Origin of the sequence: Commensalibacter papalotli (ex Botero et al. 2024) (assembly GCF_947179115.1) — a bacterium.
Taxonomy (GTDB): Bacteria; Pseudomonadota; Alphaproteobacteria; order Acetobacterales; family Acetobacteraceae; genus Commensalibacter; species Commensalibacter papalotli.
The window spans coordinates 297,278-319,713 of the sequence record NZ_CAMXCI010000001.1 but is presented as its reverse complement, the minus strand read 5'-3'; the positions used below and the strand labels follow the sequence as shown (position 1 = coordinate 319,713).

Sequence of the window (22,436 nt, the reverse complement as noted above, 5' to 3'; positions counted from 1 at the left end):
CTTACTTTATTTCGATTTACAATAACCGATCAAAGCTACTTAAAAATATGACCGAGTATTTAAACCAGCTAAATAACGCACAACGCGAAGCCGTAGAAGCAACAGAAGGGCCTGTACTGGTCCTTGCAGGTGCAGGTACAGGAAAAACTAAAGTACTAACGACACGCTTTGCTCATATTTTACTGAGCGGAAAAGCTTACCCTAATCAAATTTTGGCTGTTACCTTTACGAACAAAGCTTCGAAAGAAATGAGTGAACGGATCGCTCACCTCATTCAACAGCCTATAGAAGGATTATGGCTAGGCAGTTTTCATAAGATATGTGCAAAAATGCTCAGAGTAAATGCTCAACTTGTTGGACTAAGTTCAAATTTCACCATTTTAGATACAGATGATCAACTTCGACTTATAAAACAAATTATTCCTAATTATCTTATTGATATAAAAACAACCCCTCCTCAACTGATACTGGGAATTATCCAATCTTGGAAAGACAAAGGTTTTTCTTATGGAAATCTTGCTCCAAGTGAGAAAAACACCTCTGAAAAAGTAATTATTCAAGAAATTTATCATGCCTATCAAATCAGATTACAACAATTAAATGCTTGTGACTTTGGCGACTTAATGTTGCACATGATGAATATTTTTAACCAATATCCAGAAATATTACAAAAATATCAACGCTATTTCCGTTACATACTCGTTGATGAATATCAAGATACTAATACAATCCAGTATTTATGGCTTCGTCTTCTAGCACAAAGATCGGGTGAAGTTGCAAATATTTGTTGTGTGGGTGATGATGATCAATCTATTTACTCTTGGCGCGGGGCAGAAATTGCCAATATTTTACGATTCGAAAAAGATTTCCCTGAAGCCAAAATTATTCGGTTAGAAGAAAACTATCGCTCAACGCAAAATATATTAGGTGCTGCCTCTGAACTTATTGATCATAACAGCGAACGCCTTGGTAAAACCTTGCAAGCCGCCAATAAAGAATTACAAAACGAAAAAGTGCAGATTGCTTCGGTCTGGGATTCTGATGAAGAATCACGATTAATCTGTGATCAAATTATACATTTACAAAAAGATGGTTATCGCTATGGCGATATGGCGATTTTAATGAGAACAGGCTCTCAGACACGTCCTTTTGAAGAGCGCATGATTACACTGGGATTACCATATAAAATTATTGGCGGCTTACGATTTTATGAACGTGCAGAGATCAGAGATGCCATTGCTTATATGCGTATTGTTGCACAACCCAATGATAATCTGGCCTTGGAAAGAATTATCAATGTACCTCGAAGAGGTGTCGGCAGTGTTGCCTTACAAAAAATACACATGGCGGCAAGAGAACTGGATATACCTTTATTACAAGCTGTGGATCATCTACTCATTAATAATATGCTTAAAGGTAAAATTTTTACCGAACTTACACAATTAATGAATTTACTGGATCAAACTCGCAAGAAAATTGAAACAGAAGGCCATATCAGCGCCATTGACTATTTATTAAATGCTTGTGGCTATATTGATATGTGGAAACAAGATAAATCTATAGAGGCTGCTGGAAGGTTAGAAAATATCAAAGAGTTATTCCAAGCTACGGCTGAATTTCCTTCATTAATAGAGTTCCTTGAACATATTTCCTTAATCATGGATAATGATGATTTATCAGGGGATGATAAAATTAATCTCATGACCCTTCATGCTGCCAAGGGATTAGAATTTAATATCGTATTCTTACCAGGATGGGAGGAAGGTCTTTTCCCTTCTCAAAGGACAATGGATGAAAGTGGAAATACCGGGTTAGAAGAAGAACGTCGCTTGGCTTATGTTGGTATTACCCGAGCCAAACAACGCTTATTTATCTCTCATGCAGCCAATCGACAAATATATGGACAGTGGCAGTCTTCTCTACCCAGTCGTTTTATTGATGAGGTTTCTGACAAATATACCAAGAAAACATCTTATATTAAGCAAAGCCAGCAACGCTCTTTTCGCAAAAATACGTTTTCAGATAGTTATTCCTCTCCTAAATTTTCTTCACCGCAATCACAAGGAGCTTCTTACTCACCATCAAAACGCACCTACTCTGCCCCTCAAAGTAAAAATATTCCTGCAGGCAGCCGTGTCTTTCACCAAAAATTTGGACATGGAACTGTTCTCAGCACTGAGAATAATAAACTTGAAGTTGATTTTGATAAATCAGATATTAAACACGTAATTGACAGCTTTGTAACCTTAGAATCATGACATTAAAAACAAAAAGACACGCAACCGCCCTTGAAACCATTTCCGTAGTTGTTCCCGAAGAACATGTGGAAATCTTTGAAAATGCACTAGGAACCATATGCCCAACGGTGGGTATATTCGAAGAAGATTCTGACAAAAATATTTGGCGTTTAGAAGGCATTAAGGATGTTGGCTATGGCGAAGAAGAACTGGCCAATGCCTTAACATTGGCAAATAGTATCTCGGGCATATCCCCTGAATTACACAGAAAAGCAACCGAAAGTGATGGATGGCTTGCCAGAACCTATGAGGCTTTTCCTGAGCAAGTCATTGGTAAACGCTTTATCATTCGCGGCACTCATCTTGATGATACGCCTACACCTTCACATCTTGTATTAACATTAGATGCTGGGGTTGCTTTTGGTTCAGGCGAACATGGGTCAACTCGAGGGTGTTTAATTGCATTGGAAAAAATTGCACATAGCAAACCCAAACGTATTCTAGATTTAGGCTGTGGCTCTGGAATTTTGGCTATGGGTGCTGGGGCATTATTAAACAAAAAAGTCTTGGCGGTGGATATCGAACCTTGGTCAGTCAGAGCAGCTAAACAGAATGTTATTCGTAATGGATTAAGAAATCTGGTTATATGTGAGCATGGAAACGGATGGTTATCGCCTTCTATTCGTAAAAAAGCACCTTTTGATTTGGTTTTTGCTAATATTTTAGCCCGCCCTTTGTGTAAAATGGCCAAAGACCTTGCTAAAAACCTTGCACCTGGTGGTAAAGTAATTTTATCTGGATTACTGGCAACACAAATTCCGATGGTATTGATTGCACATCAACGCCAAGGACTAAAACTACAAGAAAAAATTATTCAAGGCAGCTGGGCTGCATTAATTTTATACAAACCGACAACATCATGATTAATATTCGCCACGCCATTCATTCTGATCTACGTGATATTTTAGAAATTACCAATAATGAAATTATTAATGGTACTGCTTTTTGGATGACCATCCCCAGAACTTATCAAGAGCAAGTTCAGTGGTTTGAAGCTCGTGAAAAAGCAAACTATCCTGTCCTAGTAGCTGTTGATGAAACTCAAAAAGTATTAGGGTTTGCCTCTTATGGTTCATTTAGACCTTATGACGGTTATAAACATACGGTTGAACATTCTGTTTATATCTCTCCCAAAGCTCAGGGCAAGGGTGTTGGTAAAGCTTTGTTAAAAAACCTCATCTCTTATGCACAAAATCATCATGTCCATACAATGATTGCGGCCATTACAGAGGGTAATACTGCTTCTATTCGCTTACATGAATGGTTTAATTTTAAACATGGTGGCGTTCTACCTCAAACAGGTGTTAAATTCGATCAATGGTTAAATCTACTTTTTATGTATAAAATTTTAAAAGCTGATCTTTAATTTCTTTAGGAAAACACTGAATTCATGACACCAATACAAAAGCTTACGCAACTCCGCTCTATTCTAAAACAACAAAACCTAGATGGGTTTATCATTCAACGCGGAGATGAGTTTTTAAATGAATATGTTGCGCCATATGCCGAGCGCTTGTCATGGTTAACTGGCTTTACAGGAAGTGCTGGCATCGCAGTTATTCTTGAAAACAAAGCAGCAGTATTTTCCGATGGCCGTTATATTTTACAAATGCAACAAGAGCTGGATGAAACTTGTTGGGAAAATTTTCATATCTCTATGCACCGTCCCAGTCAATGGATTGCAGAGCAAAACGCAAATATAACTCGTGTGGGATATGACCCTAAATTAATGAGTGAAAGAGATTTAAAAGCCTTTGAGCACTCTTTAATCACCATGGTTCCTATACCTCAAAATTTAATTGATGCTATTTGGATTGATCAACCAACCCCTCCGAATAAACCGATTACTCCTCATGAAGAGCGTTTTTCAGGACAAGATCATCAAGAAAAGATTAATAATTTACAACAAGAGCTTATTAAAAACCAACAAAATGCTTTTATTCTTTGCGACCCAGCTTCTATCTGTTGGCTGTTAAATATCAGAGGAAGTGATGTTCCCTATACGCCTATTCCTTTGGTTTTTGCAATTATTCAACAAGATCATGTTTTTTTATACGCAGAACCTTCTCAATACACAGAGGGTTTATCCGAGTTTCTCGGTGACAATATTCTTTTAAAATCTCATAAAGAATTGGAAAATGATCTTGCTGGCTTTAGTAACAAAGCCATAGCATTAGACCCCATCCAAACGCCAGTTTGGTTTATACAAACCCTAGAACAATATAACGTCACTATTAATAAACGTAACAATCCTTGTATTGCCCTTAAAGCTTGTAAAAATAAAACAGAACAAGATGGCGCACGACAAGCCCATATTCGAGATGGGGTAGCAATGTGTCGATTTTTATATTGGTTAGAAAAATACGGTATTGGTCAAAGTGAAGTTGAGGTTGCAAGTAAACTTAATGCTTTCCGCCAAGAGTCTGGAGATATATTTTATAAAGAAGAAAGTTTTCCTGCTATTTCAGGGGTTGGGGCCAATGGTGCCATTATTCATTATCATGCAACCCCAGAGAATTGCTCAATACTGAAAGAAAATCAAACTTACTTAATCGATAGTGGTGGCCAATATCTTGATGGTACGACCGATATTACCCGTACTATATGGCTTGGTAACAATATTGCTCCAATGTCTGTAAAAGAAGCTACAACACGCGTATTACAAGGGCATATTGCTATTTCTGCTGCTGTATTTCCACAAGGAACAACAGGAAGTCGTCTTGACGTTTTGGCCAGATATGCTTTGTGGCAACAAGGGCTTGATTACGACCATGGTACAGGACATGGTGTTGGAAGTTATTTATCTGTTCATGAAGGTCCTTGCCGTATTTCCTCTATCCCTTTTCCTGTGCCTTTAGAGGCTGGTATGATTATTTCCAACGAGCCTGGATATTATCTTTCGGGACAATATGGAATTCGTTTAGAAAATCTTTTGCTGGTAACCACGGCTTCATTTGATAATTTCTTGCAATTTGAGCCTTTGACTTTGGTGCCATTTGATCTCAATTTAATTGCAACCGAGCATTTATCTCCAACTGAAAAAAATTGGCTTAATCAGTATCATCAAAAAGTTCACAAGACGATTTCGCCCTATCTTGATATCGAAGAGCAACAATGGTTGCAAAGCGCGTGTGCGCCTGTAACATAGTTGTTCCTTTTCTATTTTATAAAAAACTTTATAATATAATTAAAACACAGTCATGTTGAACTTTATTTAAAGGAAATTTTAAATGTCTAATGCTAATTTAATTCCCGTAACCCTTATTCCTGGCGATGGTATTGGCCCAGAAATTATTAAATCTACGCTTGAGATTTTAGAAACAATTAAAGCGCCATTTCAATGGGATAAACAATTAGCAGGCATGGCTGCTGTTGATGCATCAGGAGAGCCTCTTCCTCAACAAACCATAGACAGTATTCATAAAACTGGTTTGGCTTTAAAAGGCCCTTTGACAACACCTGTTGGTAAAGGATTTCGTTCTATTAATGTAACTTTACGCAAAGAATTTGGCCTTTATGCCAATGTCCGTCCAACTCACACTTTGATTCCTGGTGGACGTTTTGAAAATGTAGATATTGTTTTAGTTCGTGAAAACCTTGAAGGGTTTTACGCTGCTATGGAACATTATATTCCTGTTGATGATGATCAAAAAGCGATTGCGACTTGTACAGGATATACATCCAGAAAAGAATGCCGCCGCATTGTAAAATATGCATTTGATTATGCTGTGCTACATGGCCGTAAAAAAGTAACTTTAGTTCATAAAGCTAATATTTTAAAAGAGCTTTGTGGTTTATTCCTTGAGGAAGGTCGCAAAGTTGCCAAAGAATACGAAGGTAAAATTGCTTGCGAGGAACGTATTGTTGATGCGTGTGCTATGGAATTAGTGATTAAACCTGAAACTTATGATGTTATTGTTACTACGAATTTATTTGGGGATATTCTTTCTGATTTAACCTCTGGGTTGATTGGTGGTTTAGGAATGCCTCCTGGTGCTAATATTGGTGAAAAAGCTGCTATGTTCGAAGCTGTTCATGGTTCAGCCCCTGATATCGCTGGGAAAAATATGGCTAACCCTCTTGCTGTATTACGTGCCTCAGCAATGATGTTAGAGCATGTTAAACGTGAAGATCTGGCAAAACGGATCGAATCAGCCATTGAAAAAGTTGTAGTACACGATAAAATCCGTACCAAAGACCTTGGTGGAAACGCATCCACAACCGATATGACCGCCGCGTTAAAACAAGCAATTGCATAATATAAAATACAAATGTTATTTTAATAATTGCCCTAGAAATAACACTTTTAAGGTTGAATATTTCAAATAACATAATTTTTATATTAACTTTTTAAATAAGAAACCTTATACTGAAATTATGATTTTAAAAGGAGTTTAAAATGGCTAAGCCTTGTAAGAAAATATGGCGTACCCTTGTTGGGCTGGGATTTGCCGCATGCGGAATCAGCAAAGTTATGGGTATTGAAATTCAAGAAAAAAGATTTTCACAACTAAATTGGACTCAGTCTAATATGAAGACAATTGGTGGTGCACAAATTGCTGGTGCTGCTTTGCTCAGCTGTAAAAAAACTTCAAAACTAGGTGCTTTATTATTGGCTGCCTCTGCATTATGTCTATTAATCACTGGATTAAAACATAATAGAAAACAAGAATTAGCAATTGATGGCTTGGGAATCTTTGCTGCTCTTTCAATTCTATTTTCTAAAAATTGTAAAAATTAATTATAAATTTTCCAATTAAGATATAAATAGCTCTTTTATAGTTATAAAAGAGCTATTTTTGTATCTACATATTACCTAAAATATTAGATAATGCATTGAGATCTTGCGCTGAAGGATCAGTTGATACCTTGGCACGTTTTGCATTATAAGCTGCTAATTGCTTTTCTTTTGATTGCAACTCTTTGGATGTCAAAGAATGGTTTGCTTTGGCTTGCTGTAATTTTTGACGCGCGGCCCATGCTTGGCTATCAATCTTACTCAACTCATTTCTGCGTTGTGCAATACTGTCTTGGAGTTGATTGGCCTGTTGATATGATTGCTGAGCTTGCTGTTGTTTTTGCGCGGCATTTTGCTTTTCGGAACCCAATTGAGTTTGCAAATTTTGAGTACGGTTTTGATATCCTCCTCCTACAGAACATCCAATACCTGAAAAAAAACCAGCCTGATCTGGATTACAATCTTGCGTAGAAGAGCAGCCTGCTAACAACAATATTCCTGTCAATGGCAAGAAAAAACGAAAAGACTTTATCATTTTACCCTCTTGTTTGGCTATAACCAGTTGGCTGAGCCCCCATTCCAGTGGCCAATACGTTTTCAGCATACTTTAAACGATTAATCGCATCGTCTGTTTGTTGTGCTTCTTGAGTAAATCGGGGATCTTTGGATAATGTCGCATATTGATGCATTTGACGACTTTGCTCTGAGTAATAATTAATCTTACTATTCAAATCAGTAGAAGTTTTTTGAATTTTCGTTAATTGGCGTTTATATTGTGTTGTTGAGATTTTTTTAGATGCGATTTGTTGGTTTAATGTTGCCAATTGTTTTTGGGCAGCATCCACTTGTTGTGCTGCTTGCTGTGCATCTGATTGCGCTGTCAAAGCGATTTGATGTGCAGCCGCAATTTGTTGATTTAACTGATCCTCGGTCATTTGTTGATTTTGGTTACGTTCAGCAACCATGTATCCCGTACCAGTTCCCAAAGCTGCGCCACTTAATGAACCAATTAACAATCCTTTTTTACCTCCAGCAAGACCACCCACCAATGCACCTAATGCTGTACCTGCTATGGCACCTGTTCCCATTGTATTATTATACTGAGCATTGCGCTGATTTTGTCTGTTTTGTTCAGGCGTTAAATTAGGGTTATTGGTCGCAGAGCAAGCAGATAACATGACACAAGTTGTGCCAATGGTAATTAATTTATAAAAGCTATATTTACGCATTTATCAATGACCTTCTATTTAAATTATCTGTCATAGATTTTTACAATAAATAACTCGGTAGTGTATGAATATTAAACATGTTACAATATATATACAAATAGGGTTGTATTTTTACCACTTTCATTAAAAGCACTTTATTTTTATAATGCTTATCTATAGGGATAAAGCATTACTCGCTATTTTTTCAAAGACTATCTCAATGTGCTTTTCTTTTCTATTGCGATCATTACTTTTTACCGGAACTTTATACATAACAATGTCTGGATCTTTCGCTGATACTCCTCAAATAGAATCAAAAAATGCTCCTGTGATTTCATTACAAAATCAAGGTAAAATCCAAGGGATTTTTGATAGAAATTTAGTTATTTTTAAAGGGGTTCCGTATGCTAGTCCCCCAGTTCAATCTTTTAGATGGTTACCTCCACAGCCTGTTCAAAAATGGCAAGGTATAAAAGAAACGACACGGTTTGCTCCAATTTGCAGTCAAAAGGCGACTAGTTGGGATACTGATCCAGCTTTAAAAAACACTAGTGAAGATTGTTTATATTTAAATATTTGGGCACCCAAAGCGTTTTTTGATCATCCACAGGATCAACATTTATATCCTGTTATGGTATGGATACATGGTGGCGCATTTGTTTCTGGTGGCAGCTCTTTGGAAATTTATAATCCGTCTGCTCTTGCTCAACAAGGAATTGTTGTAGTCAGTTTTAATTATCGTTTGGGACGTTTTGGTTTTTTTGCTCACCCTGCTTTAAAGCAAGAGAGTGAAGAAGATCAATGGGCTAATTATGGCTTAATGGATCAAATAGCAGCTTTAAAATGGGTAAAAAATAATATTATATCCTTTGGTGGGGACAGCAATAATGTAACTGTTTTTGGAGAATCTGCTGGAGGGGCCTCCATTATTTCGTTGATGACTATTACTGATGCCAAAGGTTTATTTGACAAAGCAATTATTCAATCTGGAACAGGGCATTCCAAAGCATTCCCTCTTACCCCCCAAAATCAAGCTGAAGCAATAGGAATTAATTTTGCACAAAAGCATCATATTTTAAGTAGTGGTGTTGATGCCTTACAAGAGCTTAGATCTTTACCAACAGATTATATAATTGATGATTTAAATATACAAAATTTGCAGCCTAATTTATTTGCAGGATTAATTATTGATCAAACCTTATTAACTCAATCTCTTGAAGAAGCATATGTTAAAGGAGATTTCTATCCTGTTCCTTTGTTAATTGGAGATACGGATGGTGACGGTTTATTATTATCTAAAACCTCTTTAGCTGATTTAGCCAAAGATCTTCATACAACGACAGAAGCCATTAACCATATATATAATCCAGACAATAAAAAGTCTGAATCTAGTATTATTCATCAACTTATTGCTGATACTCAGATTTTAGAACCTACACGCCAACTTGCACATCAAGTTGCAAGTAAAAATAAACCTGTATATCGTTTTCGCTTTTCATATATTGCGGATGCTGCTCGTTCCTATAGCTCTTTTGGCGCAACGCACGCATCGGAAATTCCCTATATATTTGATAATTTATCTAAAGCTTATCGTTCTGTAAGTAACCAAGATCATGCTATGGCCAAGGCTATTATGATGTCATGGGTTAATTTTGCCAAGAATGGTAACCCATCCGTCCAAGGGTTTCCAATTTTTTTGCCAATTAATCAGGCACCAGAACAATTGCTGCATTTTGGTATGGATGGAATTAAATTTGAAAAAGACCCTTTTAAAAATCGACTAGATTTTATTGAAAGTATTTTTACAAAGAAAAATAGCAAAAACAAACAGGATATTCCAGTAAATAAAAATCTACCGAAATATCCTACTCGTTAAGTAATCATGTGATTATGGGAAAAGACCTCTGGCTTGCTTAGCAAGATGAACACGTTTTAACCCTGCACATGTAGCAGCCATACGATTGCTTACTTTTAATTCTTTGGCACTTTTAACAGTGTCATAGAATCCCTTATCCATGATTTTTTTCATACGACTGATAATTTCTTCTTCTTCCCAGAAGAATTGTTGTAAATCTTGAACCCATTCAAAGTAACTGACGGTTACACCGCCAGAGTTACATAGAATATCAGGAATGATGAAAATTTCTGGACGTTTTGCAAATACAGCATCTGCTTCTAATGTTGTTGGGCCATTCGCTGCTTCTGCTATAATTCTGCATTCAATTTTATTAGCGATCTCTTCAGTAATTACACGCTCAACCGCAGCAGGAACCAATACATCACATTTAATCGTTAAAATTGTATTCGGATCAGTCAAACACTCTGTGGAATATCCTTTTAATACACCATGTTTTGCAACATATGCAATAATTTCAGGAATATTCAATCCTTTTGGATCATGATAAGCAGCAGTATGATCACTGATGGCCAGGATTTTAACCCCTAAAGCATGCAATTCATTTGCTGCAACAGAACCAACATTGCCAAATCCTTGGATCACAGCCGTTGATTGAGCAAGGTTTAAATTAATTTCCTCTGCTGCACGGACAATTGTATGCGTCACACCTCGTCCTGTTGCTTCTCTACGTCCAACGGTTCCACCACAGCTTACTGGTTTACCAGTTACAATTTCTGTAACAGTTTGGCCTGCATCATTAGAATAGGTATCCATAAACCAAGCCATTACTTGCTCGTTGGTTCCAATATCAGGAGCCATGACATCAACATGTGGACCAACAAATGGAATCAGTTCTTGCATAAAGCGTCGTGATAGTGCCTCTAACTCTTTTAAAGAAAGAGAATAAGGATCGACACGAACCCCACCTTTTGCCCCACCATAAGGAAGGTTCATTAACGCACATTTCCAGCTCATCCACAGAGACAATGCAGCAACCTCACCGATATCAACATGTGGAGAGAAGCGCACACCACCTTTTGCTGGCCCTAAACTCAAATGATGTTGAACACGATAACCTTCATAAACAACAGTTGAGCCATCATCACGATGTATTGGGCATGTCACTGCAATTGCTCTTTTAGGATATAATAAACGATCACGCTGATCTTGCGGGATCTCTAAAATATCTGCAGCTTGCAAAAATTGTTGACGCGCCATGCCAAATACAGGGCCGCTATAAATATCGAACATATTATATCCTTAAGTAATACAAAACCAGAGCGGATATTACCCCTAATTATAAATATCGATAAATAAACTTAAAGTGTTTAATAAAAACCCATCAAAACCATATAAATCCTATTTAATTCAACAGATATTTGATGTAAGAAACTACATAATCATAATTATATTTAGTTTGCAGCTTCGAAGGTCTCCCATGTCCATTTTTTCTCAATTTGATGATATTTTACACCAACAAGGTAATTTAAGGAACAAAATCACTGAGGCAACCCGCATTCCTGAAACTCAGTGTGTTCAAACGCTTATTCAACAAGCAATCTTGCCTGATGCTGTGAATGAGCAAATCACAATTCATGCCAAAGCATTAACACAATATCTAAGAAATCATCGTAACCTAAAGGGTGTAGAAACACTCGTTCAAGAATTTTCTTTGTCTTCAGCAGAAGGCATCGCATTGATGTGTTTGGCCGAAGCATTATTACGTATTCCTGATGTAGAAACACGTGATGCACTTATACGTGATAAAATAAGCTCAGGGGATTGGACCTCTCACGCAGGGTTCAAAAAACCCATATTTACGAATGCGGCCGCATGGGGATTGGCCGTTACAGGTAAATTAGTAACCCCAGTCAAAGAAAGCAATTTAGCAGCTGCGCTTACCAAATTAGTACAACGCCAAGGTGAAGGGGTTATTCGCCTCAGCCTTGATCGCGCAATGCGTATGATGGGTGAGCAATTTGTCCTGGGACAAACGATTGACGAAGCTTTGAAATACAGTAAAAAACAAGAAAAAATAGGATTTCGTTATTCCTATGATATGTTAGGCGAAGCTGCAATCACCAAAGAAGACGCCGAACGTTATCGTATTGACTATGAGAATGCATTGCACGCTATTGGTCGTTCTGCTCAAGGAAACACTGTTTACGAACGTGCTGGTTTATCGATTAAATTATCTGCATTACACCCAAGATATTCTCGCGCACAACATGACAGAGTCATGGAAGAATTGCTCCCAACACTCACCAATTTAATTATTTTGGCACGTCGATACAATGTAGGTATTAATATTGATGCTGAAGAGAGTGAACGTTTGGAACTTTCTTTAGATTTAATGGAATCTATTTGTCATCATCCAGAATTAAAAGATTGGAATGGTATTGGTTTTGTTGTCCAAGCCTATGGTCGCAGAGCACCCTATGTTCTTGATTATTTAATTGACCTAGCACGTCGTACGGAACGCCGTTTGATGATTAGATTGGTCAAAGGCGCTTATTGGGACAGTGAAATCAAAAAAGCTCAAGTAGAAGGACAATCTGATTTTCCTGTTTATACCAGAAAAATCTATACCGACATAAGCTATATTGCTTGTGCACGTAAACTGCTTGAGCATCGTGACGCGGTTTTCCCACAATTTGCTACACATAATGTACGCACCTTAACAACTATTTATGCTCTAGCTGGTAAAAATTATGACCCAGAACAATACGAGTTTCAATGCTTACACGGTATGGGTGAACAATTATATAATAAAGTAGTTCAAGCAGAACATCTATCCAGACCTTGTCGAATTTATGCTCCTGTTGGAACGCATGAAACTTTATTGGCCTACTTAGTTCGTCGTTTGTTAGAAAATGGTGCGAATTCTTCATTTGTTAACCAAATTGGAAATGATTCTATTTCCATTAACCAGCTTATTTCGGATCCGATTGCCGAAGCATTAAAAATTAATCCTGTCGGAAGTCAACATTCTTCTATCAGAGCGCCTTTAGATATTTATGGTAAAGAAAGACTAAACTCAAAAGGGATTGATTTTAACGACGAATTTACCCTGCAAGCGCTTTCAAAAGCATTAAAAGATTCTCCAAAAGAATGGGAATGTTTGCCTATTCTTGCAGGCAAAGTTAAAAAATCAAAAATTAAACCAACTGACATATTAAATCCTGCTGATCACACAGATAAAGTAGGTACAGTAATTGAGGCATCTAAAGAAGATATTGATCAAGCTTTTCAAGCTGCTGTTAAGGCTGCTGAAAGTTGGGCCTCGACCACTCCTAAAGAAAGAGCAGCCCCTTTATTAAAAGCAGCTGATATGCTAGAAGAGCAAATATATCCTTTGCTGGGATTGATTGTTCGTGAAGCTGGAAAATCCTTTCTTAACGCTTTAGCAGAAATCAGAGAAGCTGTTGATTTCTTACGTTATTATGGCACAACGATTTCTCAGACTTATGATAATAAAACCCATATTGCTTTGGGTGGGCCTGTCGTTTGTATCAGCCCTTGGAATTTCCCCTTGGCTATTTTCCTTGGACAAGTTTCAGCAGCTTTGGCAGCAGGAAACCCAGTGCTTGCAAAACCCGCCGAAGAAACACCCTTGATCGCAGCCAAAGCAGTGCAGATCTTACGTGAAGCAGGTATTCCAACAGAAATATTGCAACTTTTACCTGGTAAAGGCGACGTTGGTGCAGCGCTGGTTTCTCATAAAGACGTTTATGGCGTTATGTTTACTGGCTCTACCGCAGTAGCACGTGAGATTTCAAAAGGCTTGGCCAGCAGAAGATCTCCATTAGGTGATATTATTCCTTTTGTTGCTGAAACAGGTGGACAAAACACGCTAATCGTTGACTCCTCAGCTTTGGCTGAACAAGTCGTCGTTGATATTATTGCCTCTGCTTTTGACAGTGCTGGTCAACGTTGTTCCGCATTACGTGTATTATGTGTCCAAGAAGATTGCGCTAACCGTGTGATTACTATGTTACGCGGCGCAACAGAAGAGTTGACTGTTGCTAATCCTATATCTTTAAAAACGGACGTTGGCCCTGTCATCAGTCAGGAAGCTTTGGATCGTTTAAATAAACATGTTGAGTATATGAAAGGTAAAGGATTTAAAGTATGGTCATTATCTTTACCTGACGGCACAAAAAATGGTACCTTTATGATGCCTACGATTATCGAAATTAATCAAATTTCTGATATTCCTGATGAAGTTTTTGGTCCTGTCTTACATATTATCCGTTATAAAAGAAATCAACTTGATAGCCTCATCGACACTATCAACAAAACAGGCTTTGGGTTAACTTTCGGTGTTCATTCACGTATTGATGAAATGATTGAACATACCACCAGCAAAATCCATGCGGGTAATATCTATATTAACCGCAATATTATTGGTGCAATTGTTGGAGTTCAACCATTTGGCGGCCATGGACTTTCTGGAACAGGTCCAAAAGCTGGGGCACCTTTTATTATAAGAAGATTATTAAAGCAAGCTCCTTCTTATGATTTATTACCTAAACAAACCCCTCCAACCATTGCTCAACAATGGATCAGATGGCTTGAGCAATATAAACAAGATTTCTTGCCTGTTGCACATGAAATTTTATCCCATACACTTGTCGGTACAAAAATAGAGCTTAAAGGCCCCGTTGGCGAAGAAAATATCTATAGCCTATCCCCTCGTGGAACTGTGCTATGTATTGCCAAAACAGAGTATATTTTAATGCGTCAAATCACTTTGGCTCTGGGTGCAGGGAATTCTGTAAATATTCTTGCTAATGATAAAATCACAGAATGGTATGAACAACTTCCTCTTTTCCTTAAACAAGAAATTACCAAAGTTAAAAAAGCAGACGAAAACCCTTGTGTGGTTATTCTTGGGGAGAATGCATGCCCAGAATTTGAAAATGCACGTCAAACTTTGGCATTTACAAATCATGGTATCGTTTCAGCGTTTATCGTTGATGAAATACATAACCCAAGTGATTTCCTTATGGAGGAACAGTCCACCAGTATTAATACAACTGCCGCAGGTGGTAATGCATCATTAATGACAATTGAGTAATTACTAATTAAAGAAGGATTTTTTAATCCTTCTTTTTAAATATCTTTTGCGTAATTTAATCAATTACATCTAATAAAAACAAAATATCTTTAATAAAAAAAGCAGATCCTGTTCTTAAGGTTTCTAAATAAGCAAGAATTCTCTTTGCTTCTTCTGCTGGATTCCGTCTTATATTTTTACAATCATCTAAAAAGGCTTCTGGAAAAATTCTATGTGTTAAATCGTTTCTAAAATCCAATAGTCCATCAAAACGTTTTTCTATTTCAATATTTTTTGTTTGCACTCCTCAGATAAAGAATTTAATTTAGAGCTGTTAAATTGTTTTAACTGTTTAATTAATTGACCTAGCGTAATTTTCGTTATTTTTTTATTATACTCTTCGCTTTGTTCTAAAAATTTTTCTTTTAAAATCTATATTATATCGTAATAAGTCCGCTATTTTTATATTTTCTTGCAAAAACAAATAATAAGATAACAATTTTTCAAATTTATTCATCCGAAACGTTAAATATCCCAAGAAATAATAAAACTCATCCATTAGATCATTTTGAAGGTTGAACTTTCTAGGTTCATCTTTTTGATAAAACTCTATTTCCTCTTTCATATTTAAATCCATTAACAACTTATTCCTTATCCCGTGCTTGTGCTGGTGGAATATCGCTGATTTGTTTAGTGACAAAATCAACATTCCATTGTTTTCTTGGCAAAGAAAGTAAATTTTGTGCTTGATCAGCAAAGAAGGCAAGATTATCCAACTGTCTGGTTTTATATGCAGAATGCACCATCACAAATTGTTTGTTTTTATCAATTACAGAAGGTGCATCAGCTATTTGTCGGATCAGATCTAAATATCCTTCAATAGAGCTTTTCATAATTTTTTTATGATTGCTTATATTGGCTGTAATTCCAACTTTTTGCTTGTCATTCAGCATTTTTAACGTTGATAGAGATTCCTCTAGCATTTTAATAGTATGTTGATGTTCCCAAATATTCATTGCTAACGCAGAAGCCGCCTCAATCTGCGCACGCATTGTCGCAGTTTGCGCATCATTTCTAGCTCTAGCATCGGAATCAAGTTGAGCAGCAATACGATCTAAACCAGCTTTCGTGGTTGCTTCGGTACTTTGTGACTTTAAATTATTAATAAGTTGATGCGTATTCGAAGTAACATTTTCTGACTTCTGCAAAAGCTCTGTAAATTGAGTTTCTGCTTGTGTCGTTTCCTGTAAGCTACCTAAACTGGGTGCTGCAATCACTACTCTAAAACCCATAGTAGCAAGTTTGGTTGGTTCGTTACTGTTTGCATCATATAATGGAATTTCTTCGCGCAAGGCTGTATTTAAATCAGAGGGATTAAAGGTATAATTGCCTCCTTTGACAATAATACCTCCCGTTTGACCATGTAAACGCCCAACGCGATTCAGATGATAATAATCTTGCATCATTTGCCCAACTTCACCCAGCATATCATATAATCCTAATGGATTAGGTTTCATTGCACCAACGGCTTGAACTTGACCGTTTGCCAGCTCTGATCCTGCCATCACATATTGCTCTATCCCTTCGGGCATAGGCCATGTCGGTTCTAAAAATTCGGTATTACTTACTTTATTCCCACCTTGTGCCGCATAATACCATTCAGCTTCGGTTGGTAAACGAATAAAACTATAGCTACTATCCCTTTTGGGTAAAACATTTTTAGCATTTTGTAGTAACCAAACAGACCATTTTTTAGAAAAATCTTGAGCATCAAACCATGAGACATTGTTCATAGCCTTTTGTCCTGCTTGATCAGGTTTAGGACAAGTTCCACTATTCATAATAGCGTCATACTGGTTGCGCGTTACGTCATATTTTCCAATATAATAAAATTTCACCCCAGCTTTAGATGATGAAAATGGCGCTGATAACGGAGATTGATAAATATAATTACTATAACCTTGTTCAGTACTGGTTTGCCCCATTTGCACAGGAATATCATCCAACACACCACCTTCTGAAGGCACTTCAATCACTCTGAAGACCATTGCCCCTCCACAAGGCATCGGCAAAGTAAAATCATCAGCAGCTGGATGAGGATCTATCAAATTCTTGGGCCATGAAGCATCAATTGCATCAGCCGATATTGAGGATAATCCTCCAGCAATGGCTAAACTATAAATAATACGCTTCATAATGCAGTAACCCCTTCCCAAGGCTGGATTTTTGCGGCTCTGTTACCTGATAATAAACTGACAATAATCCCGCCCAGTAAGGTCAGCCCCAAGGATCCCAAAATAATCCAATTGTTTAATAAAAATAAAGAATGTCCTTGGGGTAAAACCGAACTAAATAAAACATTAATTAACTGTCCCGCCCCATAAGCAGCCCCGAGTGCTATAATCGCACCCGCCAAGGCAAGAACAACGGCTTGCACCATTGGGAATAAAATTAAATCCATCGCACTAAACCCATTAAAACGGAGTAACGCCAATGATTTTCTTTTACGCTCGGTATTAGCCCATAACCCTGCTCCAAGGGAAATACATAATCCCACACCACCCAAAGAAGCAACACAGATAAAAAGCAATGATAAACGATAATCAAGAGAGAGCAACCCCTCGACATCCCCTGCTTTAGAGACAACATCAATGCCAGACTGGCGTAAATATGTGTCCAGAGCAGGCAATTGATTAATATTATGTGTGTATAAACGAAATCCAGAATACGCGCCTTGCGTTGGCATTGGTAAGTCTTTTAATTGTGCTGGCCAGTTTTTGATGCCATCTTGATAATTTTCAATTCCTATTGCCAAAGGCAAAGTTAAAAAAGCAGTATCTTGATCCGTTACCCAAGATGGTGCAATTGCTACAATTTTTAATACAAATTGCACTTGCTGTTTTTCGCCGTTCAAAATACGATTTAAATAAGCAGTTGCCTCATCCCCTTTTTTAAGATGCAAGTGATCCGCAGCTGAAGATGATAGAACAACTTCTTGATTATCACGAATAAAAGAAGAAATATTTTTTAACAAAGGGTCACCCTTTGCTGTAGGGGTCAACATAATATGACGACCCGAACCTGGATCATTTTGCTTTTCCATAAAAAGACTGGCAGCCAAAGTTCTGGTTCTTGGAACTAAAAATTCTACATCTTTTCTGTTGGCCAATTCTTTTAATGTATGATCTGTAAAGCTGCGATTAGAAATATTGACAATCTCTCTAGCATGAGGGTCTTCTAATAATGTTTGGCGGATACTGGTTAAAACACCACTTCGCAGCCCAGCGATTACAATTAAAGGAGCCAGAACAGCAACAATACCCAATATAAGACAAAGCGATAAAATCGGTTCACTTTTTAGATCTTGCCAAGCTAGTTTCGCTGAGAGTGATCCATGAAAAAATTTATACTTCATAACTTAACCTGGTAATTTGATTTTCCTGATCCAGCTCGCACGGAACTTCGGTTAACCCATATTGTAGGGTTCGCTTTGTATCGTGCGAAGTCATAATCAAAGCAGCTCCTGTTTCTTCAATTGTTTCCAACAACAACTCTAATATTCCATCCGCAAGGGATGGGTGTACAGAGGCAGTGGGTTCATCTGCCAACACAATTAAAGGGTGATTAATTAAAGCTCTGGCAACTGCAACCCTTTGGCGTTGCCCAACTGAAACTTGATGCGGTTTATGATATAGGATCTGATTAATTTCTAACCTATTCACTAAATAGAAAAACCAGTCCTGATCTTTTTTTCCAACCAAACGTTGAGGCATTGAAATATTTTCTTGGATATTTAAAAAAGGGATAAGCCCTGCTGTCTGAGGAATAAAGCCAAATAACGAAGCCCTCAGTATCGCCAGGTCATCACGTTTATTATTCTTCCATTTTTGAAGAATATCTATTTGATCACACAAGAATGTTTTCCCTCGGTCTGGCTTTAATGCCAAAGACAACATTCCCAGCATCGTGCTTTTTCCACAACCCGAGGGGCCTGAAATCAGAATTTTATCCCCTAGCATGATACGCGCTTTGGTAATCTCTATGGATATACCGCCTGTAAATTGACGAGATATTTTTTCGAGATTAAAAATTTCTTTTTTCTGAACCCCTGACATATTTATGGCAATGCTTCCAAAGGCACAGGATAGACAGCTTCACCAGGATCATTGCTTCCACTAAGATTTACCCATAAATCAGGATGTGCTTGATATTCTTGATAAAGACGCAAACGACTTTCAACATTATTTAATATGGTTCTTTGTGCAATGGCACCCATTGCCAACCAATCTTTTTCAGAAATATTCATAATATCAGATTTATAAGGCAATCCCTGTAAATACTCTCCCAACATCCCTCCAATTTGCTGAGATTGCGCAATCTTAGATGGATCTCTGGCCGCGGCTGCAAAAGCGGAACGCAATTGAGTAAAGAAGGTTTGTGGTTCAGTACGACCAGCCAGCCCAGTTTTAAGAATAATTTGTAAAGCCTGTGCCAGATCAGATAATTGATTACGAGTTAACAACACTCTAACTTCGACAGACTTCTTAATTGGATTAGTCAAATCGCGATCTGTTGTGTAACTGGATACGACATCAGGAACAGATGTTTTTTCTTCTTTACCAACATAAGCTAACTTCATCGCTTGACTAACAACTTGTAATTGCTTTTGTATTGCTTGTTGTTTGGCATTTTTAATATCTGGATTTAATCCAGCAACAGGGCGACCCGTAGTATTAGAAACTTGTTGTAATAATGATGTAGACAATGTTTGAATGACTTCGGCAAAAGCTTCTGGGGTTCCCCCTTTGACTGGGAAATATAATGAACCTGCGGTGCCATATTTACTCAATGCACGATATTGTTTTTCCGCTTTTAAGTGGTTATTATTTTTCTGCCCAGACGGTGTTAATAAATGCACAACAAATACAGCAACACCTTTAGATTCAGCTAGTTGGTGAATTTCTTCGATCCCAAGCTTGGTAATACTGTTTGGGTGATCTGCCCCCCTAGCCCCAGCATCAGTGACTAAAATGATATAGCGACCAGCTGCTTGATCCCAGTCAATTTCATCCAAAGCTGTTTTAATACCTGCAATTGGATCTTCATCATAAGATTTAGACGATACGCTGGCATCATGAACAATAGAAATAGAATCGTTAATCACATCGATTGGCTTGGAAAAATCTGGTTTAGCAAATACTTTTGTTTCATACTCCAAATCTGGATTATCATTTAAGCTATCGCGATATGCAACCAAACCAAAACGAAAATTATCTTTTACAGCCGTGTTTTGAATGCGACTGACAATCGATTTAACCGCTTTTTGTGTTTCCTCAATATAAGGTTCCATACTGATGGTTGTATCCATCACAAAAACCAAATTGGCTTTGAAATTTCGCAAATTTGCAGGTGAAGCATTAACTTGACTACCTCCAGTTTGTGCAGGTGCAGAAATGACGTGCAATAAACGCAAAGGTGGGCCACTTGGGCGTTCTATTTGCTGTGCATCCAAGATCGGCAACAAATAGAAATTTTTGGTAATATCCACATAATTAGTGGGCTCCATCGCCACAACTTTATCCGAATTTCCAGACAATGCTGCCTGAGTTAATTCTTTGGCTTTTTGTGCGGTATCAGGATCAGTGATCAGTTGTTTTTCATCTTGCTCGGTCTTTAAAAATAAAGAACGTTCTCTGCCCGCAGGGTTGGTGAATGCTCCCACCAAAGTATGAGACCAATTAATCGATTTATCGACTGGAATCCACCCTGCAATATGGCCTTGCAGATCCGTGCCAACTTGTATCCAGTCTTCTTTACCCTGATCATCTTTATGACGCTGATACACGTAAAAAACTTTAAATCCTTCTAAAGGCTTAGAATTTTCTTGTGAAGGCTCAGGGGAAATAATCCCACCAGGACGGGTAATAATACGCTGATATAGACTATGTTTGCCTTCTATTAATAAAGGTGTTTTGGACGTTGTATTATTTTTAGCGGTTGGAGTTAAAGGAGTAGGCTCAGAGCTTTGAGCATAAGCAACCATTCCCCCTGCAATTAAACCAAAAACAGATACACTGACTTTTAATAATGACTTAAAATTATTGAAACTCATTTCCAAAAATCCTTCAAAGTTAACCGTGCCATATCGTCACCTTCATCCGCTTTTTTTATAAGCCAATCTTTTAAAGCTGCTCTTGGAGCTGTTGCATCCTTTAGGCCACCCTCTTCTGCTTTTTGCAAATAACGAGCGGCCTCTCTCATATCAGGACTGGGAATAGCTCCCCCAGTTTTAAAATCAACAGGGCTATATAATAATCCCAATTTAAGCATCGCCAAAGTATCCCCTTTAGCGGCTGCATTTTCCAATAATAAAATCCCATCGTCAAATTGCTTGGCTTCTAAACGGCGCTTGCCTTCCTGAGTAATCATCACTGTATTAGGAGCTTTATCAATTACTTCAGGCACAGACATTTTCTGTAAATTTTCTGCAAAAGAAGGTTCTGCTTTAGGAGGCTGCACTGGCGCAGGCGGTTTTGTTTCAGCCGCCTTAGGTAATTCTTTCTTGGGTTCTTCTTTTTTAACTATTTGTTCTTTGGTGGGTTCAGAATGAGGCTTAGAAAATTTGATATACGCAATTGCTCCCCCCGCCAGTAAAAGACAAACACCAAGAATACTTAATAAAATGATTGGAACAGAAGATTGATGTCTTTTAGATGGTTCAGAGACCAAAGGTGCATCTTCTTCTTTATCATCTTTATTTTGTATTTGAGTAAAATAATCGGTCTTTTGTTCCCCATGAGTATCCTCTATCAAAGATGAGGGTAAAGAGGATGTTTGTGGTTCTGTTTCAAAAGACAACGAAGCTGGCTGTTCTTCTTCTATTATAGGTGTTTTCACTTTGGAAGGAGACGAAGCTTTCGTCGTATTGATTACCCCTGTGCTTGCCCCTCTTTTTCCAACGATTTCTGGCCAGATGACCGTACTTGTAATTTCAAGCTCTGGTACTTTTATTTGGTAAGGACTATCAGGTTCTAAAATATCACCCAAACTATCTGCATCAATAATCAATAATAAATCATCACCAACAACGGATTGTTGAATAACTTTCTGTGAAGAAATAGATGAGAACTGAGGAAAAGAAATTGTTAAAACATCTCCATAATGTAATGCCTTACCAACAAGAATGATTGTTGCTTCCCCTGGTGCTGAGGCCGAAACCTTTAACTGAGAACTCATT

General features: G+C 37.7%; 18 protein-coding genes. 8 read left to right on the top strand and 10 right to left on the bottom strand.

Annotated features, from left to right (window positions below):
• The first annotated feature begins 47 nt into the window (after positions 1–47).
• The 6 genes from QMN76_RS01465 to QMN76_RS01440 all read left to right on the top strand — a co-directional run bounded on the left by QMN76_RS01465 (position 48) and on the right by QMN76_RS01440 (position 7,038).
• Positions 48–2,258 carry an ATP-dependent helicase gene (locus tag QMN76_RS01465; RefSeq protein WP_282023072.1) on the top strand — a complete coding sequence of 737 codons (2,211 nt, stop codon included), beginning with the start codon at positions 48–50 and terminating at the stop codon, positions 2,256–2,258.
• Positions 2,255–3,160 (top strand): 50S ribosomal protein L11 methyltransferase, encoded by a 906-nt coding sequence (locus QMN76_RS01460; protein WP_282023073.1) that lies wholly within the window; start codon positions 2,255–2,257, stop codon positions 3,158–3,160. Before QMN76_RS01465 ends, QMN76_RS01460 begins: the two co-directional genes overlap by 4 nt.
• Positions 3,157–3,663 (top strand): GNAT family N-acetyltransferase, encoded by a 507-nt coding sequence (locus QMN76_RS01455; RefSeq protein ID WP_282023074.1) that lies wholly within the window; start codon positions 3,157–3,159, stop codon positions 3,661–3,663. The genes QMN76_RS01460 and QMN76_RS01455 overlap by 4 nt, the downstream gene beginning before the upstream one ends.
• A 24-nt stretch (positions 3,664–3,687) precedes the next feature.
• The gene (locus QMN76_RS01450; RefSeq protein ID WP_282023075.1) at positions 3,688–5,445 is read left to right on the top strand and encodes an aminopeptidase P family protein; all 1,758 of its coding nucleotides are present in this window, start codon (positions 3,688–3,690) and stop codon (positions 5,443–5,445) included.
• Between the two features lie 82 nt (positions 5,446–5,527).
• A complete protein-coding gene (locus tag QMN76_RS01445; protein WP_282023076.1) occupies positions 5,528–6,556 on the top strand; it encodes an isocitrate/isopropylmalate dehydrogenase family protein in 1,029 nt (342 codons plus the stop codon).
• A 140-nt stretch (positions 6,557–6,696) separates the two neighbouring features.
• On the top strand, positions 6,697–7,038 hold the full coding sequence (locus QMN76_RS01440; protein ID WP_034337240.1) for a DoxX family protein: 342 nt from the start codon (positions 6,697–6,699) through the stop codon (positions 7,036–7,038).
• 64 nt (positions 7,039–7,102) lie between these two features.
• On the opposite strand, the gene QMN76_RS01435 is transcribed toward QMN76_RS01440, so the two are convergent.
• Together QMN76_RS01435 and QMN76_RS01430 are read right to left on the bottom strand one after the other, a co-directional pair.
• Positions 7,103–7,570, bottom strand: a complete 468-nt coding sequence (locus tag QMN76_RS01435) for a hypothetical protein (RefSeq protein WP_051461848.1) — start codon at positions 7,568–7,570, stop codon at positions 7,103–7,105.
• Between the two features lies 1 nt (position 7,571).
• Positions 7,572–8,264 carry a glycine zipper domain-containing protein gene (locus QMN76_RS01430; RefSeq protein WP_051461849.1) on the bottom strand — a complete coding sequence of 231 codons (693 nt, stop codon included), beginning with the start codon at positions 8,262–8,264 and terminating at the stop codon, positions 7,572–7,574.
• A 256-nt stretch (positions 8,265–8,520) separates the two neighbouring features.
• On the opposite strand from QMN76_RS01430, the gene QMN76_RS01425 reads away from it, so the two are divergent.
• On the top strand, positions 8,521–10,119 hold the full coding sequence (locus tag QMN76_RS01425) for a carboxylesterase/lipase family protein (RefSeq protein WP_282023077.1): 1,599 nt from the start codon (positions 8,521–8,523) through the stop codon (positions 10,117–10,119).
• Positions 10,120–10,131: 12 nt separating this feature from the next.
• Here the strand turns inward: QMN76_RS01425 and QMN76_RS01420 are convergent, their stop codons facing one another.
• The gene (locus QMN76_RS01420) at positions 10,132–11,391 is read right to left on the bottom strand and encodes a Glu/Leu/Phe/Val family dehydrogenase (RefSeq protein WP_282023078.1); all 1,260 of its coding nucleotides are present in this window, start codon (positions 11,389–11,391) and stop codon (positions 10,132–10,134) included.
• A 187-nt stretch (positions 11,392–11,578) separates the two neighbouring features.
• Here QMN76_RS01420 and putA point away from each other — a divergent pair, with 187 nt between their 5' ends.
• The gene (gene putA / locus QMN76_RS01415; RefSeq protein WP_282023079.1) at positions 11,579–15,220 is read left to right on the top strand and encodes a bifunctional proline dehydrogenase/L-glutamate gamma-semialdehyde dehydrogenase PutA; all 3,642 of its coding nucleotides are present in this window, start codon (positions 11,579–11,581) and stop codon (positions 15,218–15,220) included.
• 55 nt (positions 15,221–15,275) lie between these two features.
• Here the strand turns inward: putA and QMN76_RS01410 are convergent, their stop codons facing one another.
• The 7 genes from QMN76_RS01410 to QMN76_RS01380 all read right to left on the bottom strand — a co-directional run bounded on the left by QMN76_RS01410 (position 15,276) and on the right by QMN76_RS01380 (position 22,435).
• Positions 15,276–15,503, bottom strand: a complete 228-nt coding sequence (locus QMN76_RS01410) for a hypothetical protein (RefSeq protein WP_034337252.1) — start codon at positions 15,501–15,503, stop codon at positions 15,276–15,278.
• A gap of 87 nt (positions 15,504–15,590) precedes the next feature.
• Positions 15,591–15,836 (bottom strand): hypothetical protein, encoded by a 246-nt coding sequence (locus QMN76_RS01405; protein WP_034337255.1) that lies wholly within the window; start codon positions 15,834–15,836, stop codon positions 15,591–15,593.
• Between the two features lie 7 nt (positions 15,837–15,843).
• Entirely contained in the window at positions 15,844–17,394 is a 1,551-nt protein-coding gene (locus QMN76_RS01400) for a formylglycine-generating enzyme family protein (protein WP_282023080.1), read from the bottom strand.
• Entirely contained in the window at positions 17,391–18,614 is a 1,224-nt protein-coding gene (locus tag QMN76_RS01395; RefSeq protein ID WP_282023081.1) for an FtsX-like permease family protein, read from the bottom strand. Before QMN76_RS01395 ends, QMN76_RS01400 begins: the two co-directional genes overlap by 4 nt.
• The gene (locus QMN76_RS01390) at positions 18,604–19,314 is read right to left on the bottom strand and encodes an ABC transporter ATP-binding protein (RefSeq protein ID WP_282023082.1); all 711 of its coding nucleotides are present in this window, start codon (positions 19,312–19,314) and stop codon (positions 18,604–18,606) included. Before QMN76_RS01390 ends, QMN76_RS01395 begins: the two co-directional genes overlap by 11 nt.
• A gap of 2 nt (positions 19,315–19,316) precedes the next feature.
• Positions 19,317–21,311 (bottom strand): vWA domain-containing protein, encoded by a 1,995-nt coding sequence (locus QMN76_RS01385; RefSeq protein ID WP_282023083.1) that lies wholly within the window; start codon positions 21,309–21,311, stop codon positions 19,317–19,319.
• Positions 21,308–22,435 (bottom strand): SEL1-like repeat protein, encoded by a 1,128-nt coding sequence (locus tag QMN76_RS01380; RefSeq protein WP_282023085.1) that lies wholly within the window; start codon positions 22,433–22,435, stop codon positions 21,308–21,310. The genes QMN76_RS01385 and QMN76_RS01380 overlap by 4 nt, the downstream gene beginning before the upstream one ends.
• Position 22,436: the final 1 nt, after the last annotated feature.

What these genes read in the sequence shown, in the direction of transcription:
- QMN76_RS01450 (WP_282023075.1), top strand. Translation starts at nt 3,688, where the DNA reads ATGACACCAATACAAAAGCTTACGCAACTCCGCTCTATTCTAAAACAA.
- QMN76_RS01465 (WP_282023072.1), top strand. Translation starts at nt 48, where the DNA reads ATGACCGAGTATTTAAACCAGCTAAATAACGCACAACGCGAAGCCGTA.
- QMN76_RS01435 (WP_051461848.1), bottom strand. Translation starts at nt 7,570, where the DNA reads ATGATAAAGTCTTTTCGTTTTTTCTTGCCATTGACAGGAATATTGTTG.
- putA (WP_282023079.1), top strand. Translation starts at nt 11,579, where the DNA reads ATGTCCATTTTTTCTCAATTTGATGATATTTTACACCAACAAGGTAAT.
- QMN76_RS01430 (WP_051461849.1), bottom strand. Translation starts at nt 8,264, where the DNA reads ATGCGTAAATATAGCTTTTATAAATTAATTACCATTGGCACAACTTGT.
- QMN76_RS01405 (WP_034337255.1), bottom strand. Translation starts at nt 15,836, where the DNA reads ATGGATTTAAATATGAAAGAGGAAATAGAGTTTTATCAAAAAGATGAA.
- QMN76_RS01400 (WP_282023080.1), bottom strand. Translation starts at nt 17,394, where the DNA reads ATGAAGCGTATTATTTATAGTTTAGCCATTGCTGGAGGATTATCCTCA.
- QMN76_RS01395 (WP_282023081.1), bottom strand. Translation starts at nt 18,614, where the DNA reads ATGAAGTATAAATTTTTTCATGGATCACTCTCAGCGAAACTAGCTTGG.
- QMN76_RS01425 (WP_282023077.1), top strand. Translation starts at nt 8,521, where the DNA reads ATGTCTGGATCTTTCGCTGATACTCCTCAAATAGAATCAAAAAATGCT.
- QMN76_RS01460 (WP_282023073.1), top strand. Translation starts at nt 2,255, where the DNA reads ATGACATTAAAAACAAAAAGACACGCAACCGCCCTTGAAACCATTTCC.
- QMN76_RS01445 (WP_282023076.1), top strand. Translation starts at nt 5,528, where the DNA reads ATGTCTAATGCTAATTTAATTCCCGTAACCCTTATTCCTGGCGATGGT.
- QMN76_RS01390 (WP_282023082.1), bottom strand. Translation starts at nt 19,314, where the DNA reads ATGTCAGGGGTTCAGAAAAAAGAAATTTTTAATCTCGAAAAAATATCT.
- QMN76_RS01385 (WP_282023083.1), bottom strand. Translation starts at nt 21,311, where the DNA reads ATGAGTTTCAATAATTTTAAGTCATTATTAAAAGTCAGTGTATCTGTT.
- QMN76_RS01440 (WP_034337240.1), top strand. Translation starts at nt 6,697, where the DNA reads ATGGCTAAGCCTTGTAAGAAAATATGGCGTACCCTTGTTGGGCTGGGA.
- QMN76_RS01420 (WP_282023078.1), bottom strand. Translation starts at nt 11,391, where the DNA reads ATGTTCGATATTTATAGCGGCCCTGTATTTGGCATGGCGCGTCAACAA.
- QMN76_RS01455 (WP_282023074.1), top strand. Translation starts at nt 3,157, where the DNA reads ATGATTAATATTCGCCACGCCATTCATTCTGATCTACGTGATATTTTA.
- QMN76_RS01380 (WP_282023085.1), bottom strand. Translation starts at nt 22,435, where the DNA reads ATGAGTTCTCAGTTAAAGGTTTCGGCCTCAGCACCAGGGGAAGCAACA.